17 protein-coding genes are annotated in these 15,268 nt (G+C 62.3%); 5 read left to right on the top strand and 12 right to left on the bottom strand.

What is annotated here, in order from left to right; genetic code table 11:
• Window positions 1-10: 10 nt before the first annotated feature.
• From glnT to X728_RS165245, 10 genes are all read right to left on the bottom strand, one after another.
• Window positions 11-1,318 (bottom strand): type III glutamate--ammonia ligase, encoded by a 1,308-nt coding sequence (gene glnT, locus X728_RS165200; RefSeq protein ID WP_023684436.1) that lies wholly within the window; start codon window positions 1,316-1,318, stop codon window positions 11-13.
• Window positions 1,319-1,348: 30 nt separating this feature from the next.
• Entirely contained in the window at window positions 1,349-2,677 is a 1,329-nt protein-coding gene (locus X728_RS165205; protein WP_023687061.1) for an FMN-binding glutamate synthase family protein, read from the bottom strand.
• A 6-nt stretch (window positions 2,678-2,683) separates the two neighbouring features.
• Window positions 2,684-3,412, bottom strand: coding sequence for a GXGXG domain-containing protein (locus X728_RS165210; RefSeq protein WP_023668551.1), 729 nt, complete (start codon window positions 3,410-3,412; stop codon window positions 2,684-2,686).
• Between the two features lie 4 nt (window positions 3,413-3,416).
• Complete coding sequence (locus X728_RS165215; RefSeq protein ID WP_023668550.1) at window positions 3,417-4,313, bottom strand: glutamine amidotransferase family protein; 897 nt, start codon at window positions 4,311-4,313, stop codon at window positions 3,417-3,419.
• A gap of 84 nt (window positions 4,314-4,397) precedes the next feature.
• Window positions 4,398-4,715: a hypothetical protein gene (locus X728_RS165220; RefSeq protein ID WP_023668549.1), complete on the bottom strand. Its 318-nt coding sequence runs from the start codon at window positions 4,713-4,715 to the stop codon at window positions 4,398-4,400.
• A complete protein-coding gene (locus X728_RS165225) occupies window positions 4,712-5,401 on the bottom strand; it encodes a hypothetical protein (RefSeq protein WP_023704841.1) in 690 nt (229 codons plus the stop codon). The genes X728_RS165220 and X728_RS165225 overlap by 4 nt, the downstream gene beginning before the upstream one ends.
• 42 nt (window positions 5,402-5,443) lie before the next feature.
• Entirely contained in the window at window positions 5,444-6,838 is a 1,395-nt protein-coding gene (locus X728_RS165230; protein ID WP_023668547.1) for an APC family permease, read from the bottom strand.
• Between the two features lie 14 nt (window positions 6,839-6,852).
• Complete coding sequence (locus X728_RS1000000168175) at window positions 6,853-7,014, bottom strand: hypothetical protein (protein WP_023668546.1); 162 nt, start codon at window positions 7,012-7,014, stop codon at window positions 6,853-6,855.
• 27 nt (window positions 7,015-7,041) lie between these two features.
• Entirely contained in the window at window positions 7,042-7,419 is a 378-nt protein-coding gene (locus tag X728_RS165240; protein WP_023668545.1) for a hypothetical protein, read from the bottom strand.
• A 28-nt stretch (window positions 7,420-7,447) separates the two neighbouring features.
• On the bottom strand, window positions 7,448-7,735 hold the full coding sequence (locus tag X728_RS165245) for a hypothetical protein (RefSeq protein ID WP_023668544.1): 288 nt from the start codon (window positions 7,733-7,735) through the stop codon (window positions 7,448-7,450).
• A gap of 284 nt (window positions 7,736-8,019) precedes the next feature.
• Between X728_RS165245 and X728_RS165250 the strand changes: the two genes are divergently transcribed.
• Genes X728_RS165250 through X728_RS165265 form a run of 4 tightly spaced genes read left to right on the top strand, consistent with a single transcriptional unit; the run spans window position 8,020 to window position 11,803 of the window.
• Complete coding sequence (locus tag X728_RS165250; protein WP_023830333.1) at window positions 8,020-9,153, top strand: aminomethyltransferase family protein; 1,134 nt, start codon at window positions 8,020-8,022, stop codon at window positions 9,151-9,153.
• Between the two features lie 41 nt (window positions 9,154-9,194).
• Entirely contained in the window at window positions 9,195-9,791 is a 597-nt protein-coding gene (locus X728_RS165255; protein WP_023830332.1) for a dimethylamine monooxygenase subunit DmmA family protein, read from the top strand.
• Window positions 9,788-10,753 (top strand): PDR/VanB family oxidoreductase, encoded by a 966-nt coding sequence (locus X728_RS165260; protein WP_023830331.1) that lies wholly within the window; start codon window positions 9,788-9,790, stop codon window positions 10,751-10,753. The genes X728_RS165255 and X728_RS165260 overlap by 4 nt, the downstream gene beginning before the upstream one ends.
• Before the next feature lie 9 nt (window positions 10,754-10,762).
• Window positions 10,763-11,803, top strand: coding sequence for a DUF3445 domain-containing protein (locus X728_RS165265; RefSeq protein WP_023830330.1), 1,041 nt, complete (start codon window positions 10,763-10,765; stop codon window positions 11,801-11,803).
• 165 nt (window positions 11,804-11,968) lie between these two features.
• On the opposite strand, the gene X728_RS165270 is transcribed toward X728_RS165265, so the two are convergent.
• Window positions 11,969-12,682, bottom strand: coding sequence for an XRE family transcriptional regulator (locus tag X728_RS165270; protein WP_023692149.1), 714 nt, complete (start codon window positions 12,680-12,682; stop codon window positions 11,969-11,971).
• Between the two features lie 265 nt (window positions 12,683-12,947).
• Here X728_RS165270 and X728_RS165275 point away from each other — a divergent pair, with 265 nt between their 5' ends.
• The gene (locus X728_RS165275; RefSeq protein ID WP_023704844.1) at window positions 12,948-14,306 is read left to right on the top strand and encodes an NAD(P)/FAD-dependent oxidoreductase; all 1,359 of its coding nucleotides are present in this window, start codon (window positions 12,948-12,950) and stop codon (window positions 14,304-14,306) included.
• Window positions 14,307-14,347: 41 nt separating this feature from the next.
• On the opposite strand, the gene X728_RS1000000167590 is transcribed toward X728_RS165275, so the two are convergent.
• The gene (locus X728_RS1000000167590; RefSeq protein WP_023729278.1) at window positions 14,348-15,142 is read right to left on the bottom strand and encodes a hypothetical protein; all 795 of its coding nucleotides are present in this window, start codon (window positions 15,140-15,142) and stop codon (window positions 14,348-14,350) included.
• Window positions 15,143-15,268: the final 126 nt, after the last annotated feature.

The raw sequence follows: 15,268 nt of genomic DNA, 5'->3' as shown, positions 1-15,268 counted from the left end.
GCTAGGACGATTATATGTCCAGCGTGTGGTCGCGCTCCCATTGCGTGAAGTGCGAAGCATAGGAATTCCATTCCTGTTGCTTCAGCTTTAGATAAGCCGACGAGAATTCCTCACCCAGCGCCGCCTTGAGCGATTTGTCCTTGTCGTATTCGCGAAGCGCGTCGAGCAGGTTGAGCGGCAGCTTCGGCGCGCCCTTCACAGTGTGACCGTTCTGGTACATGTCGATGTCGTAGCGCTTGCCGGGATCGGCCTTGGAGCGGATGCCGTCGAGACCGGCGGCAATGATGACGGCCTGCAGCAGATAAGGGTTTGCGGCGCCGTCCGGCAACCGCAGCTCGAAGCGGCCGGGGCCGGGCACGCGCACCATGTGAGTGCGGTTGTTTCCGGTCCAGGTCACCGTGTTCGGCGCCCAGGTGGCGCCCGAAATGGTGCGCGGCGCGTTGATGCGTTTGTAGGAGTTCACCGTCGGGTTGGTGATGGCGGCCAGCGCCGAGGCATGTTTCATGATGCCGCCGAGGAAATTCTTGCCCTTGGCCGACAGGCCGAGTTCCATCGCGTTATCGGCAAAGACGTTGACCTTGCCGGCCTTGTCCCAGACCGAAATATGGGCGTGGCAGCCATTGCCGGTCAGGCCCTGGAAAGGCTTTGGCATGAAGGTCGCGCGCAGGCCGTGTTTCTCGGCCACCGACTTGACCATGAACTTGAAGAAGGAGTGCTTGTCGGCGGTGGCGAGCACATCGTCGAAAGCCCAGTTCATCTCGAACTGGCCGTTGGCGTCCTCATGGTCGTTCTGGTAGGGGCTCCAGCCCAGCGCCAACATGTGGTCGCAAATCTCGGCGATGACATCGTAGCGGCGCATCACCGCTTGCTGGTCGTAGCAGGGTTTTGAAGCCGTGTCGTATTTGTCGGAGATGACGCTGCCGTCCGGCGAGATCAGGAAGAACTCTGCCTCGACGCCAGTCTTGACATGCATGCCGTCAGTGGCGGCTTCCGCGATCAGCCGGCGCAGCGTGTTGCGCGGCGCCTGCTCGACTTCCTTGTCGTCCATGATGCAGTTGGCGGCGACCCAGGCGACATCGGGCTTCCACGGCAGCTGGATCACCGAATCCGGATCCGGCACCGCCAGCATATCAGGATGCGCCGGCGTGAGGTCGAGCCAGGTGGCGAAACCGGCGAAGCCGGCGCCGTCCTTCTGCATGTCGGCGATCGCCTGCGCCGGCACCAGCTTGGCGCGCTGGCCGCCGAACAGGTCGGTGTAGGAAATCATGAAATATTTGACGCCGTTCTCTTTGGCGAATGCGGCGAGATCGTTCCCCATTATAGTTCCTCGCTTATTTTGATGTGTTTTTTAGAAGCCGTTTTTCCCCGGTATCCAGTTGGTGCCGGCCAGCGGCACGCCAGCCATGGCGGCGGCTTCGATGGTGAGGGCTACGAGATCCTCGGGCTCGAGATTGTGCAGGCTGTTCTTGCCGCAGGCACGCGCAATGGTCTGCGCCTCCAGCGTTATCACCTTGAGGTAGTTCGCCAGCCGCCGTCCGGCGGCGATCGGATCGACCCGCTTCATCAGTTCGGGGTCCTGCGTGGTGATGCCCGCGGGGTCGCGACCCTCGTGCCAGTCGTCATAGGCGCCGGCGGTGGTGCCGAGCGCATTGTATTCGGCCTCCCAGCGCGGGTCGTTGTCGCCGAGCGCGACGAGCGCTGCCGTGCCGATCGACACCGCGTCGACGCCGAGCGCCAGCGCCTTGGCGACGTCGGCGCCATTGCGGATGCCGCCCGACACGATCAGCTGCACCTTGCGGTGCATGCCGAGATCCTGCAGCGCCTGCACCGCCGGCCTGATGCAGGCAAGCGTCGGCTGGCCGACATTTTCGATGAATACTTCCTGGGTGGCCGCCGTGCCGCCCTGCATGCCGTCGACGACGACGACATCGGCGCCGGCCTTCACCGCAAGTGCTGTGTCGTAATAGGGGCGGGCGCCGCCGACCTTGACGTAGATCGGCTTTTCCCAGTCGGTGATCTCGCGCAGCTCGAGGATCTTGATCTCGAGATCGTCCGGCCCGGTCCAGTCGGGATGGCGTGAGGCCGAGCGCTGGTCGATGCCCTTCGGCAGCGTGCGCATTTCGGCGACGCGGTCGGAAATCTTTTGTCCCAACAGCATGCCGCCGCCGCCGGGCTTGGCGCCCTGGCCGACAACGACTTCGATGGCGTCGGCACGGCGCAAATCCCTGGGGTTCATGCCGTAGCGTGACGGCAGGTACTGGTAGACCAGTTGCTTGGAATGGCCGCGCTCTTCCTCGGTCATGCCGCCGTCGCCCGTGGTGGTCGACGTGCCTGAGAGCGTAGCGCCACGGCCGAGCGCTTCCTTGGCCGGGCCGGACAGCGACCCGAAGCTCATGCCGGCAACGGTGATCGGGATTTTCAGCTCGATCGGCTTCTTGGCATAGCGCGAGCCCAGCACGACCGACGTGTCGCACCGCTCGCGATAGCCTTCCAGCGGATAGCGCGAGATCGAGGCGCCGAGGAACAAAAGGTCGTCGAAATGCGGCAGCTTGCGCTTGGCCCCGGCGCCCCTGATGTCATAGATGCCGGTCGCCGCGGCGCGGCGGATTTCGGAAAGCGTGTAGTCGTCGAAGGTCGCGGATTTGCGCGGCGTCGTCGGCGGGTTCTTGTAGGTCATGCTGCCTCAATACGCGTCGGCGTTGTCGATATTGAAATTGTAGAGCGTGCGCGCCGAGCCGTAGCGCTTGAATTCCGACGGCTTGACGCCGGTGACGCCGGCGCGGTCGAGCAGTCCCTGCAGCAGTTCGATGTGCTCGGGCCGCATCTCCTTGGCGATGCAGTCGGCGCCCAGGCTTTCGACCTTGCCGCGCACGAACAGCCTCGCTTCGTAGATGGAATCGCCAAGTGCGTCGCCGGCATCGCCCAGCACCACCAGATTGCCGGACTGCGCCATGAAGGCCGACATGTGGCCGATATTGCCGTGCACGACGATGTCGATGCCCTTCATCGAGATGCCGCAGCGCGACGAGGCGTTGCCCTCGATGACGAGCAGCCCGCCCTTGCCGGTGGCGCCGGCATACTGGCTGGCGTCGCCCTTGATGACGATCGAGCCCGACATCATGTTTTCGCCGACGCCAGGTCCGGCCGAGCCGTGCACGGTGATGGCAGCGCCGTCATTCATCCCGGCGCAGTAGTAGCCGACGCTGCCGCGCACATCGATGCTGACAGGCTGGTCGACGCCGACCGCAACCGAATGGCTGCCCTTCGGGTGCAGCACTTCCCACGCCGTTTCGTTGGAGCCGGGCGTCAGATTGTGAAGCGCCTGGTTGAGCTCGCGCAGCGACGACACATCAAGATCGAAGACCCGGGACGCCTGGTCTTGCGCCGCCTTCGAAAGTTTGGTTGCCGGCATGGGCTCAATGCTCCCAGAAATAGACGGTTGCGGGTTCCGGCTCCCAGACCCTCGCATTGTCTATGCCGGGCAGCTTGGTCAGCGCCCGATATTCCGAGCCAAAGGCGACATACTGGTCGGTCTCGGCCATGACGGCGGGCTTGCAGGCGATCGGATCGCGCACCACGCCGAAACCGTTCTTGGTGCCGACGACGAAGGTGAAGAAGCCGTCGAGGTCGGACAGCGTGCCTTCCAGCGCCTCGCCGAGGTTCTTGCCATGCGCCATCTGCGAGGAGAGATAGGCGGCGGCGACCTCGGTGTCGTTCTCGGTCTCGAATTTCATGCCCTCCCGCACCAGCTCACGCCGCACATTGTTGTGGTTGGACAGCGAGCCATTGTGCACCAGGCACTGGTCGGCGCCGGTCGAGAACGGATGCGCGCCCATAGTGGTGACGGCCGATTCCGTCGCCATGCGGGTATGGCCGATTCCATGCGTGCCGGTCATCGAGCGGACGTCGAAGCGGTCGACGACCGCTTCCGGCAGACCGACTTCCTTGTAGATTTCCACCGCTTCGCCGGCGCCCATGATGCGCACGTCGGGGCGGATTGACTGCAGCGCTTCGCGCGCGGCATCGACCTTGTCGGGCGCGGTTCTCAACACTGCATGGGTGGACTTCACCGCTATGCTCACCGGCGCGCCGATGGCCTTCGCGAGTTCGGCGTCGAGGCCGCGGAAATCGCGCTCGGGCTTCGCGGACTGGATGGTGATCTTGGCTTCATTCCTGGAAGGCGCGCCATAGATGGCAATGCCGGCGCTGTCGGGGCCGCGATCGCTGAGCGATATCAGCATCTGCGACAGCATCGAGCCGAGCTGCGGCTCAAGCGACTTGTCTTTCAGAAAAAGTCCGACGATTCCACACATGTCAGCCTCCCGACGTTACCACTAGACGATGATGTATCGAATGCGTCGTGCGAATTCAATCGTATGAAAAAAATATTCCTGTAGTTACGTATCCGGCTCGATGCGGCCTTGTGAACTATCGCCGCCGTCGCGGGCGCTGTGAATCCATGTGGCGGTGCGGATGCGGGCTATTCTGTAGGCATCGAGGATCGACAGCGCATAGATCAGGAAGCCGCCGGCGTGGCGGCCGACGAAGCTGGCATCGGCCGGCGCGATCTTGGCCGTCACCCAGGCGAGGATCACCATGAAGAACAGGAACTGCAGGCCGCGCACGGGCACGCCCAGAATGACGTGGCCGCTGGCCGGTAAGACGATGGCAGCGCCGAGCACCAGATACGGGTTTGTCGGTGCGGGTGCGCTCATGCGACCTGCCTTTCCTGTCGGTTGATGGCATCGCGCAGCACTGAGGCCGAGGTCAGCAGTCTCTCGACCAGCGTTGGATCCAGCCTTGCGCCGCCGAATGCGGCCTGCCGGAACACGCCGTAGCGCGCCCGCTCGGCCTCGGCCAGCAGCCAGACGATGCGCACGCCGTTCGGGGTGATCAAGAGTTCCTTGGCGCGGCCTTCGGCAAAGATGTCGAGATGGCTGGCGATCAGGTTCTGCGGAAAGCGCGCCGCCCTGAGGTCGGTTCGCAGCACGGCTTCAGCCGGAAATCCCGGAGCCTTCGGCAGCGTATGCTGAAGATGATCGAAATTGGAGAAGGTCGTCGGCGAGCCCGGCCGCATCATCATGTCGAAGGTCGCCGGCACCGCAACCGGCTCTGTGATCGTGACACTCAACCATCGCGCCGGCAGCTTTCGCGTTGCCAGCGTGTCGACGATGGTGCGCAGCTGCACGCGCTGTCCGTTCCATGTGCCGGCCCAGGTGACAACGCCGGCTGTGCCATCGGAGACATCAACGGCATCTGTGATGACGGTCCGGATGCTGGCTGCCTCGGCTGCAAGATCAGCCTTGGCCTTTTTGCGGCTGGCGCGCGTATGCCAGGCGAGGTGCAGGACGAGAGCCACGGCGACCGCCCCGGCCAGCAATGCTGTCGTCACGTCAGACACCTCGTCACGCCATGCCCGCCCAGACCGGCAGGCCCTCTCCTGTCAATAGCCCTGCGGCTTCGGCCACGGCATGGTGAACTGGTCGCCGCGGCGCACATAGCGGTAACGGTAGAAGTGGAACCACAGCGAGATCAGGAAGTAGAAGGCGACCATGGCGATCAGCTGCGTGCCGTAGCCGAGGAAGATCGCAAAGAAGGTCACCACGCAGAGGCAAAACAGCACGATCGCCGGGATCGGGTGGAACGGGTGCGTATAGCCGCGGCGGATCGTGCCCAGCGGCCACTTTTTGCGGAACATCATGATGTTTATGCTCATGAAGGTGTATTGCAGCACGCCCGACAGGATTGAGAAGGTGATCGCCTGGTTGAGGTCGGCGATGAAGGCGAAGGCGAGCGCGATCGGCAACAGGAACAGGATCGAGCGATAGGGCGTGCGGTATTTCGGGTGCACGGCCGAGAACCATGTCGGCAGATAGCGGTCGCGTCCAAGCGAGAACCACGCGCGGGCCGCATCGTTGATACAGCCATTGGCCGACGCCAGTGCCGCGAGCAGCGTGGCGACGAACAACAGGTTTTCCAGCAGCGGGCTGCCGGTCAGCTTGCCGGCGTCCCACAAGGGATAATAGGTGATACCGAGGTACTCCCAGGGCATCAGCGAGGCGCAGACATACCAGGTCATGGCGGCGGCGATCAAAAGCGTGATCATGCCGGCCATGGTGCCGTAAGGCAGCGAACGCGCCGGCGAGCGCACTTCCTCGGCGGCCTGCGTGGTGCCTTCGATGCCGAGATAGTACCAGATGCCGAACTGGAAGGCCGCGATGACGCCGATCCAGCCATAGGGCAGCGCATTGCCGGGGGTGACCAGTTCGTTGAGCTTCAGCACAGCACCCTGCGTCCAGGGGCTGACCGAGAAGAACAGGATAACGATCGAGACATAGGCTATCGCCGTGATGACGAAGTTGACGTTGAGCGTCATCAGCACGCCGCGATAGTTCAGCCATGCCAGCACGACGATGGTGGCGGCAATGAAGGAGTTGTGGGTGAGCCCTTCGACGCCGGCCTTGGCGACGATGGTGTCGCCGAGCAGGATGGCGTCCGAAACCTCCAGCATGGTGTAGGCAAAGACCAGGAACAGCGCGACGTTGAAGGCCATCAGCGGCCCGACAATGTGCTTGGCCTGCGCGTATTGGCCGCCGGCGGCGGCAACCGTCGATGTCACCTCGGAGTCGATCATGGCGACCGAAGTGTACAAGAGCCCGACCACCCAGCAGACGATCAGCGCCGCCAGTGCGCCGCCCTTGTCGGCCGAGAAATTCCAGCCGGTGAATTCGCCGACCAGCACGATGCCGACGCCAAGCGCCCAGACATGGGCCGGGCCGAGCACGCGTAGCAGTGAAACCCTGTCGCCGTGTATTGCCGGTTCAAGCGTGATCGTCATTGTTCAATCCCCACTCAGATCCGGTGTTTTTCGGAAGCGGCTTCAAGCTCGCCTTCGCGCGAGGAAGTCAGCACCTCCTCGGAATAGGTCGTGTCGATCTTGAACCAGTCGTAGAGCATCCACAGCGCAAGCACGACCGAGATGCCCCACGATGCGTAAGAGAGTGCGACCCACATGAGCGTGCTTCCCCAAAATCTCTGGCGTTACTTGTCGTCGAACTTTTCGTTGATGACGTCGCGATATTCGCGGTCGGAGGCGCGGAACAGGAAGACGAAATAGCCGATCAGCACCGCCGCCATGATGATCAGCGTCGGCCAGTCGATGATGTAGTGGAAGCGGTTCTGGATGATGTCGTGCGCGGTCTCCGGCGTATAGCCGAGCTTTTCCCAGATCGAGGCCATGGTCGGGTTCTGTCCCAACGCTTCCCAGGTTTTGGCATCGAGCGCGTCGATGGATTTCGCCGCACCCGCCAGGCCGAGTTTCAATGGCAGCCACAGCGCCACGAAAATGGCGACCACGACGACCACGATATCGAAAATCTGCCCGGCCTTGCCTTGTTCCGGCGGCGTGTAGCGCGACATGACTTCTACCCCTCAGGACGTTCTGTTTTCAGGACTTGCGGTTGCGGGCCGCGTCGGCGTTCTTGATGTCGAGACCGTAGATGAAGTCCTTGTCTTCCTTGTAGTGATTGACCATCGCCAGGATGGCGGCCGTATTGAAGATCAGCACGGCGGCGGCAGCGATAGCGACGACGATCTTGATCCCGGTGTCCGGGATGTAGGGCCATGTCATGACGAGCACGAAGAGGATCGTCGCCCAAAGGCAGATGATCAGGAGCGCGGATCCGCGCAGGTCGGAACGGTACAGCGCTTCGATGCGCTGCTGCAGGTCTGACATCGGTTTTCCCCTTTTCCAGCGCCTGACCCCAAATTGGCCGCCCGCTGCCCTCTTTCAACAGAGTGAAATTTTTTTCATAAATTCGGGCCGAATCCAGCAATTGTCAAGGTGATTTTACGTTGGGTTAACCGTTTGTCCCCAGCGGCAAATTTTGCCTGACAATGAAATTATTTGCTTGCGGGTATTGCGGCATCAGGACGTTTGCGATCAAATTCAACCAAATGCTTCCGCCTCCGCGCAGGGAGCCGGGAACACAATAGCATTTTCGAACGGAGGATTTGCGCATGACGGCATCCTGGAGATTTTCGACCCTGGCGGATCGCCATCGCGCGTTAGGCTCGAAGCTCGAAGACTGGAGCGGCATGGGCACCGCCTGGACCTACGACAAGGACGCCGACGAGGAATACACCGCCATCCGCACCAGGGCCGGGCTGATGGATGTGTCGGGCCTGAAGAAGGTTCACATCACCGGGCCGCACGCCTCACACCTCATAGACCTGGCAACGACGCGCGACGTGGAGAAGATCTATCCCGGCAAGTCGGCCTATGCCTGCATGCTGAACGAGGCCGGCAAATTCACCGACGACTGCATCCTCTACCGCACCGGGCCGAACGCCTGGATAGTGGTGCACGGCTCCGGCACCGGCCATGAGGAATTGCAGCGCGCTTCCGTCGGCCGCGACGTATCGCTGCGCTTCGACGACAATCTGCACGATCTGTCGCTGCAGGGGCCGACCGCGGTCGACTATCTCTCAAAGCATGTGCCGGGCATTCGCGACCTCAACTATTTCCATCATATGCAGGCGCAGCTGTTCGGCTTTCCCGTCATGATCTCGCGCACCGGCTATACCGGCGAGCGCGGCTACGAGATATTCTGCCGCGGTCAGGACGCCGGCACGATCTGGGACAGGATCCTCGACGAGGGCAAGAGCGCCGGCATCATTCCGTGCCGCTTCACCACGCTCGATATGCTGCGCGTCGAAAGTTATTTGCTGTTTTATCCCTATGACAACTCGCAGAAATATCCGTTCGAGAACGAAGGCCCCGGCGACACGCTGTGGGAGCTCGGCCTCGACTTCACCGTCAGCCCCGGCAAGACCGGCTTTCGTGGCGCCGAAGAGCATTACCGCCTCAAGGGCAAGGAGCGCTTCAAGATCTACGGCGTGCTGCTCGACGGCAAGCAACCCGCGGATGAGGGCGCGCCGGTCTATCGCGACGGCAAAAAGGTGGGCGTGGTCACCTGCGCCATGTATTCGCCGCTGGTCGAGAAATCGATGGGCATCGCCCGCCTCGACGTCGACTGCGCGGTCAAGGACACCAGGCTCGAGATCCGCAACAAGAGCGGTTCGATCAGGGCGACGGCGCAGCCTCTGCCCTTCGACGATCCCAAAAAAACCAAGCGCACGGCGAAAGGCTGAGGCACAATCGACAGCGAGGGTTTCGAGGTACGAAGTAGAGAATGGCAGCCAAAACGATCATCAGCCGGCCCATTTACGGAACCCTGTCCCCGCAGCCCGGCAAGCATCATCTTTTCGTGGCGGATGCGGAAGGCGCGCTGGCGATCGTCGATATGGCAAGGACGGCGCCCCCCGGCTTCTTCGACGGCGCCGAAATGGTCTTCATTCCCGGGGCCGACGGCAAGCACGTTGCCGCTCTCGAGGCACTGAAGTCCGCGCAATTTCATGTCGCGCCAACCTTCGCCAGCCTGCTGCCCCGGCTGAAGCAGACGCTTGCCAACGCGCATATGGGCCTGCGCCTCTATCTCGCCGGCACCGAAGGGCTGATCGGCCAGGCCATGCAGGTGGCGCTCGAAGCCGGCATCGATCATACCTCCATGCAGACCGAGCATCGCGGCTCATTGGCGCGGCGCATGCAGTGCGTGCATTGCAAAGGCATCACCGAAAATGTGACGACGCAGCCGGCCACCTGCGCGCATTGCGGCCTGCTGCTTCTGGTGCGCGATCACTATTCGCGACGGCTGGCAGCATTCCAGGGCGTCTGCATAAATGCCGAGGATCGCTCGGAGATCCCTCCCATCGAGGAGGTCTTCCCATGAGCACCGGCACCACCAAGCTCGATGTCGTCGTCAGCGACGTCGTCCCGGTCAACGAACTGGTGACGCGCTTCCATTTCCGCCGCCGTGACGGTGAGCTTTTGCCGACCTTTTCCGGCGGCGCCCATGTCGTGGTCGAGATGCGCGATGGCGACCGCACAAGGCTCAATCCCTATTCGCTGATGGGATCGCCGCTCGACACCCGCGAATACACCATCTCGGTGCGCCGCGACGATGTCGGCCGCGGCGGCTCGTTGTTCATGCACCGGAGCGTCAAGCCTGGCCTGGAGATGGTGGTCAGCTACCCCGTCAATCTGTTCTCGCTCGACCTCAGGGCAAAGAAGCATCTGATGCTGGCCGGCGGCATCGGGATCACGCCGTTCATGGCGCAGACCGCGCAGCTCGCCGGGTCCGGCGGCAATTTCGAGCTGCACTACACCTGCCGCACCGCCTCGCTCGGCACCTATGCCGATGTGCTGCAGGAGCGCTATGGCCGTCGCGTCCGGCTCTATCACGACGACCGCGACGAGCGCATCGAACTCGACCGTCTGTTGTCCTCGCAGCCGCTCGGCACCCATCTCTATGTCTGCGGCCCGGCCGGCATGATCAACTGGGTGCGCGAGCGCGCCGCGGCTCTCGGCTGGCCGGCGGAGACCGTGCACTACGAACATTTCGCGGCACCCCAGCCCGGCCTGCCGTTCGACGTCACACTTGCCGTCAGCGGCAAGACCATCCGCGTCGGCGAGCAGCAGAGCCTGCTCGAAGCGATCGAGGCCGCCGGCGTCGATCCGCCCTATCTCTGCCGCGGCGGTGTCTGCGGCCAGTGCGAGACCAACGTCATCTCGCATGACGGCAAGTTCATCCACAACGACCACTGGCTGAGTGAGGAAGACCACCGTTCCGGCTGCAAGATCATGCCGTGCGTGTCGCGCTTCGAAGGCAAGTCGCTGGTCCTGGAAAGATAGGAGGCGAGCTTGGGCATCACCTTTCGCAAGGAAACGTTTCGCGACGATTTCACCTTCAGGAACAGCCCGGAACACATCAGGCGGTTTCCGTTTCCGTTCCACGAAGACAGCTACATGTATGCGGTCAACATCGAGCCGCATGTCGTCGGTCCCAAGGGCAGCGTGCTGGAAAACCTGATCGACGTCGACGAGCACTATGTCGCCGAGATGCAGGACCGCGCTTTGGTCCTGGCCGAGGATCCGCTGCGTTGCCAGTCGCTGCCGCATATGACGCTGGCCGGCTGGGACCTGCTCGAACTCCTGATGGAGCAACAGGCACTTGGCTATCCCGAGCATTTCACCCTGACCCGCGACGGCGGCCGCTGGCGCTGGATCAACCGGCCGCTCGGTATCGACGACACCTTCACCTTCGGCGACACCTCGACACTGCCTTACGGGCCGATGGAGTACATCACCCGCCAAAGCCAGGGCGATTTCTGCATCCTCGATCAGCGCGACGGCAATCTGTGGATGGACGCCGGCATGGTCACCACCCAGGCCGACTGGTCGCTCGATTTCGACATCGGCATGAATTTCTTCGAATGGCACGCGCCGGTGCCGCTGGCGCATGAGAAGGGGATTTTCGTCAGGGCGCTGAAGTTCCTCACCAACATCCAGCAGGGCAAGCCGGCGCGGCGTCTCAACTGGACGATGACCATCAACCCGCGCCTCGACACCAGCCCGGAGAATTACCACAAATGGGGCCCGGACCGCGCGACGGTGACGCCCGAAAATGTCGGCGACAAGGTGCATCTGCGCGTCGAACTGCAAAGCTTCTGGCGGCTGCCGCGCTCGAACGGCATCGTCTTCCCGATCCGCTGCTATCTCATCAAGATGGACGAACTGGTGACACAGCCGAAATGGGCAAGACGACTGCACCGGGTGATCCGGGATTTGCCGGAAGAGCTGGCCACCTACAAGGGCCTGACGCGGTATCGGCCGACATTGGTGGAATGGCTGTCGAAGCTGGATGATGGCAGTGCGACGCCACCGGGGTTCGGGCCGGACTAAAGGCCCCCTCATCCGGCCGCTGCGCGGCCACCTTCTCCCCGAGCGGAGAAGAGATCGCCAGCGCTGACGCCAGACTCCTCTCCCCTCGGGGAGAGGTCGGATTGCCCCGAATTGCTCTTGCAATTCGGCCTTGGCAATCCGGGTGAGGGGGCTGCGGCGGTCCGATTACCCAGCGCTATTCTGCGGATAGCAAATGATCGACAGATACCGCATCGGAAGTTTCGTCAGTTGCTCCGGCCCGTGCGGCGCGTCGGCGTCGAAGAACAGGCTGTCGCCCGGCTTCATCGGATAGAGGTTGCTGCCGTGCCGGTACACCACCTCGCCCTCCAGCATATAGAGGAATTCCATGCCCTCATGCTGGAAGGTCGGGAACACATCCGAATCCTCGGTCAGCGTAATCAGATAGGGCTCGACGACGACGCCGCTGGTGTTGGAGCCGATATGGCCGAGCAGATTGTATTGATGGCCGGCGCGGGTGCCGCGGCGTTCGACATCTAGCCCTTCGCCGGCCTTGACGAAGACGGCGCTGCGCTCTTCCTCGAATCGGCGGAAGAAGGCGGTGACGGGAACGCCGAGCGCCCTCGACAGCGCCTGCAGTGTGGTCAGCGACGGCGAGGTGATGCCGTTCTCGATCTTCGACAGCATGCCCAGCGAAATATCGGTGGCGACGGCGAGATCGGCGACGGTGATGCCGAGCTTCTTGCGGAAGGCGCGCACCTCGCGCCCGATCGCCACCTCCAGCACTTTTTCGCGGGTGTCGCGAATGGCATGCGGGTTCTGCGTCAGCGGCGCGCGGATGGTCTTCCCGTCCACGGATGCCTTCGCCGGTGGCTTTGCCCTTGTCGAAGCAGTCTTGGAGTCGGAACTCGTCTTCGCCATCTCGCCCCCGAATCCCCATGATTATTTCACTCCAGGTGAACATATTCGGTGCCGATACAGAAACGCAACCGCGCAGCAAGCCCGTTAAGTCGAATGGTGTCCGCACCGGATTTGCGCCGTCATCCGTTTCCGGAAATCCGCTGGGGCGAAACGCGGTTTCTCCACAAGGCCTGTTGACAGCATCCAAGAGGCAATTACTGTCCTGTGAGTGAAATTTGTTTCGTAAGAGCAATTCCAAAAATCGAATGACACCGGGAGGCCTGCCATGAAAACGCGCGTTGCCGTCATTGGAGCGGGGCCATCCGGTCTGGCCCAGCTCAGGGCCTTCAAGTCGGCTGCCGACAAGGGCGCCGAGATACCCGAAATCGTCTGCTTCGAAAAGCAGTCCGACTGGGGCGGCCTGTGGAACTACACCTGGCGCACCGGCCTCGACGAGCACGGCGATCCCGTCCACGGCTCGATGTACCGCTACCTCTGGTCGAACGGACCGAAGGAGTGCCTGGAATTCGCCGACTACACGTTCGAGGAGCATTTCGGCCGCCCAATCGGATCCTACCCGCCGCGCGCGGTGCTGTGGGATTACATCAAGGGTCGCGTCGAGAAATCAGGCCTGCGCGAATGGGTACGCTTCAACAGCCCGGTGCGCATGGTGACTTTCTCCGACGAGACGAGGAAATTCACCGTCACCGCGCATGACCGCACCAACGACGTCACCTACTCCGAGGAGTTCGACAATGTCGTCGTCGCCTCAGGGCATTTTTCCGTTCCCAACGTTCCCTATTTCGAAGGCTTTTCGACATTCAACGGCCGCATCCTGCACAGCCATGATTTTCGCGACGCCATGGAGTTCAAGGGCAAGGACATACTGATCATCGGCCGCTCCTATTCTGCCGAGGACATCGGCTCGCAATGCTACAAATACGGCGCCAGATCTATCACCTCCAGCTACCGCTCCAAGCCGATGGGGTTCAAATGGCCGGAGAACTGGAAGGAAGTGCCGCTGCTGCAGAAGGTCGTCGGCAAGACGGCGCACTTCAAGGATGGCACCACCAAGGACGTCGACGCCATCATCCTGTGCACCGGCTATCTGCATTCCTTCCCGTTCCTCACGGAAGAGCTGAAGCTGAAGACCGCCAACCGCATGTGGCCGGACGGGCTCTATGAGGGCGTCGTGTGGGAGAAGAACCCGAAACTGTCCTATATCGGCATGCAGGACCAGTTCTACACTTTCAACATGTTCGACGCCCAGGCTTGGTTCGCCCGTGACGTCATCATGGGCCGCATCAAGCTGCCGTCGGTACAGGCGATGGCCGAGCACGGCGCCAAGTGGCGGGCACGCGAAGAGACGCTGGAAGACGCCGAGCAGATGATCTGGTTCCAGGGCGACTACACCAAGGAATTGATGGACCAGACCGACTATCCCGGCTTCGACGTCGAGGCGGTCAACCAGACCTTCATGGAGTGGGAGCACCACAAGGCGGAAGACATTATGAGCTTCCGCGACCACGCCTACCGCTCGCTGATGACCGGCACCATGGCGCCATCGCACCATACGCCCTGGCTGCAGGCGCTGGACGACTCGATGGAAAGCTATCTCCAGGTGAAGGGCGTGGCGGCGGAATAGGTCGGCGTGATGCAAAACAATGCGCCGGCACCGGCCCAGTTTCAATTCAGAGGGTAGTCGGGAGCCGCATCGGTCTCCGTCACCTTGACCCACACCAATTCGCTATAATAGGCGCCCTCCGGGCCGGTGCCGTACATGGACAGTCTGTCAGCCATCAGCAGATGTGTCATGTCTTTGAGTGCCCGGCCGGTCGGCTCCTCGGGCCAGGCGAAGACGCCGTCGGTTTTGGCGCCGAACCTCACATCGGTGCATCCGAAATCGATCTCGACCTTCCACGACAGCAACGGCCTGATATCGCTGAGCGGCGGGCGCGGCGGATCGGGCTGCTCGAAGTGATGGTCGACCGAGACTCTCGTCGGCACTGCCGGCGTGATGCCTTTGGCTTTGAAGGAGGCGATGGCGTCGTCGCCAAATCGTGCGAGCAGGCCAGCGTGCCATAACCGGTAGGTCGCGCGGAAAAAGCCGCTGACCCGGATAGATTTGCCATCGTTGTTGAAGACGTTCACAGCGGCGTAGAAACGGCGCAGTCGTGGCGCCAGCGCCCGCCAGTCGCATTCGGCCGGTGTCCCCGGCGTCGCGATGAAATCGTCAAGCAGATCGCTGCCGCGCACATTGGCGTTCAGCACCGTGCAATCCTCACCATGGATATGCCAGTGCCGCCGGAGCTCGGCTGCTGCGATGCCAGGCTTGCGCAGCTCTTCCACCGAGGCGCGAACCCGAGCAATCGCGTAGGACGTAGCCGCATCCAACGTCTCAAACCCCGAAACCACATGCTCGCCGGTCTTGGCCATGTCGAAGACGACGACAGTAAAAGGCGGTTCGCGCTGATCGGGCATTCGGCAGCAAGCTCAGGCTGGTCGAGGATGAAGCAGCTTTCCGCGCGAAAATGCGTCAAAGTCAAGAGCTGGAGCGCGGCCTGCCATTTCCAGAAGAGGCGAACTCCAGAAGAGGCGAAACCGTCT

The organism is Mesorhizobium sp. L103C119B0, assembly GCF_000502235.1.
Taxonomy (GTDB): domain Bacteria; phylum Pseudomonadota; class Alphaproteobacteria; order Rhizobiales; family Rhizobiaceae; genus Mesorhizobium.
Note: the sequence above shows the minus strand (reverse complement) of the source record. Positions and strands in the feature narration are given on the sequence as shown.

Excerpts from the sequence above, each read along its gene's own strand:
- glnT (WP_023684436.1), bottom strand. The coding sequence starts at position 1,318 with ATGGGGAACGATCTCGCCGCATTCGCCAAAGAGAACGGCGTCAAATAT.
- X728_RS165205 (WP_023687061.1), bottom strand. The coding sequence starts at position 2,677 with ATGACCTACAAGAACCCGCCGACGACGCCGCGCAAATCCGCGACCTTC.
- X728_RS165210 (WP_023668551.1), bottom strand. The coding sequence starts at position 3,412 with ATGCCGGCAACCAAACTTTCGAAGGCGGCGCAAGACCAGGCGTCCCGG.
- X728_RS165215 (WP_023668550.1), bottom strand. The coding sequence starts at position 4,313 with ATGTGTGGAATCGTCGGACTTTTTCTGAAAGACAAGTCGCTTGAGCCG.
- X728_RS165220 (WP_023668549.1), bottom strand. The coding sequence starts at position 4,715 with ATGAGCGCACCCGCACCGACAAACCCGTATCTGGTGCTCGGCGCTGCC.
- X728_RS165230 (WP_023668547.1), bottom strand. The coding sequence starts at position 6,838 with ATGACGATCACGCTTGAACCGGCAATACACGGCGACAGGGTTTCACTG.
- X728_RS1000000168175 (WP_023668546.1), bottom strand. The coding sequence starts at position 7,014 with ATGTGGGTCGCACTCTCTTACGCATCGTGGGGCATCTCGGTCGTGCTT.
- X728_RS165240 (WP_023668545.1), bottom strand. The coding sequence starts at position 7,419 with ATGTCGCGCTACACGCCGCCGGAACAAGGCAAGGCCGGGCAGATTTTC.
- X728_RS165245 (WP_023668544.1), bottom strand. The coding sequence starts at position 7,735 with ATGTCAGACCTGCAGCAGCGCATCGAAGCGCTGTACCGTTCCGACCTG.
- X728_RS165250 (WP_023830333.1), top strand. The coding sequence starts at position 8,020 with ATGACGGCATCCTGGAGATTTTCGACCCTGGCGGATCGCCATCGCGCG.
- X728_RS165255 (WP_023830332.1), top strand. The coding sequence starts at position 9,195 with ATGGCAGCCAAAACGATCATCAGCCGGCCCATTTACGGAACCCTGTCC.
- X728_RS165260 (WP_023830331.1), top strand. The coding sequence starts at position 9,788 with ATGAGCACCGGCACCACCAAGCTCGATGTCGTCGTCAGCGACGTCGTC.
- X728_RS165270 (WP_023692149.1), bottom strand. The coding sequence starts at position 12,682 with ATGGCGAAGACGAGTTCCGACTCCAAGACTGCTTCGACAAGGGCAAAG.
- X728_RS165275 (WP_023704844.1), top strand. The coding sequence starts at position 12,948 with ATGAAAACGCGCGTTGCCGTCATTGGAGCGGGGCCATCCGGTCTGGCC.
- X728_RS1000000167590 (WP_023729278.1), bottom strand. The coding sequence starts at position 15,142 with ATGCCCGATCAGCGCGAACCGCCTTTTACTGTCGTCGTCTTCGACATG.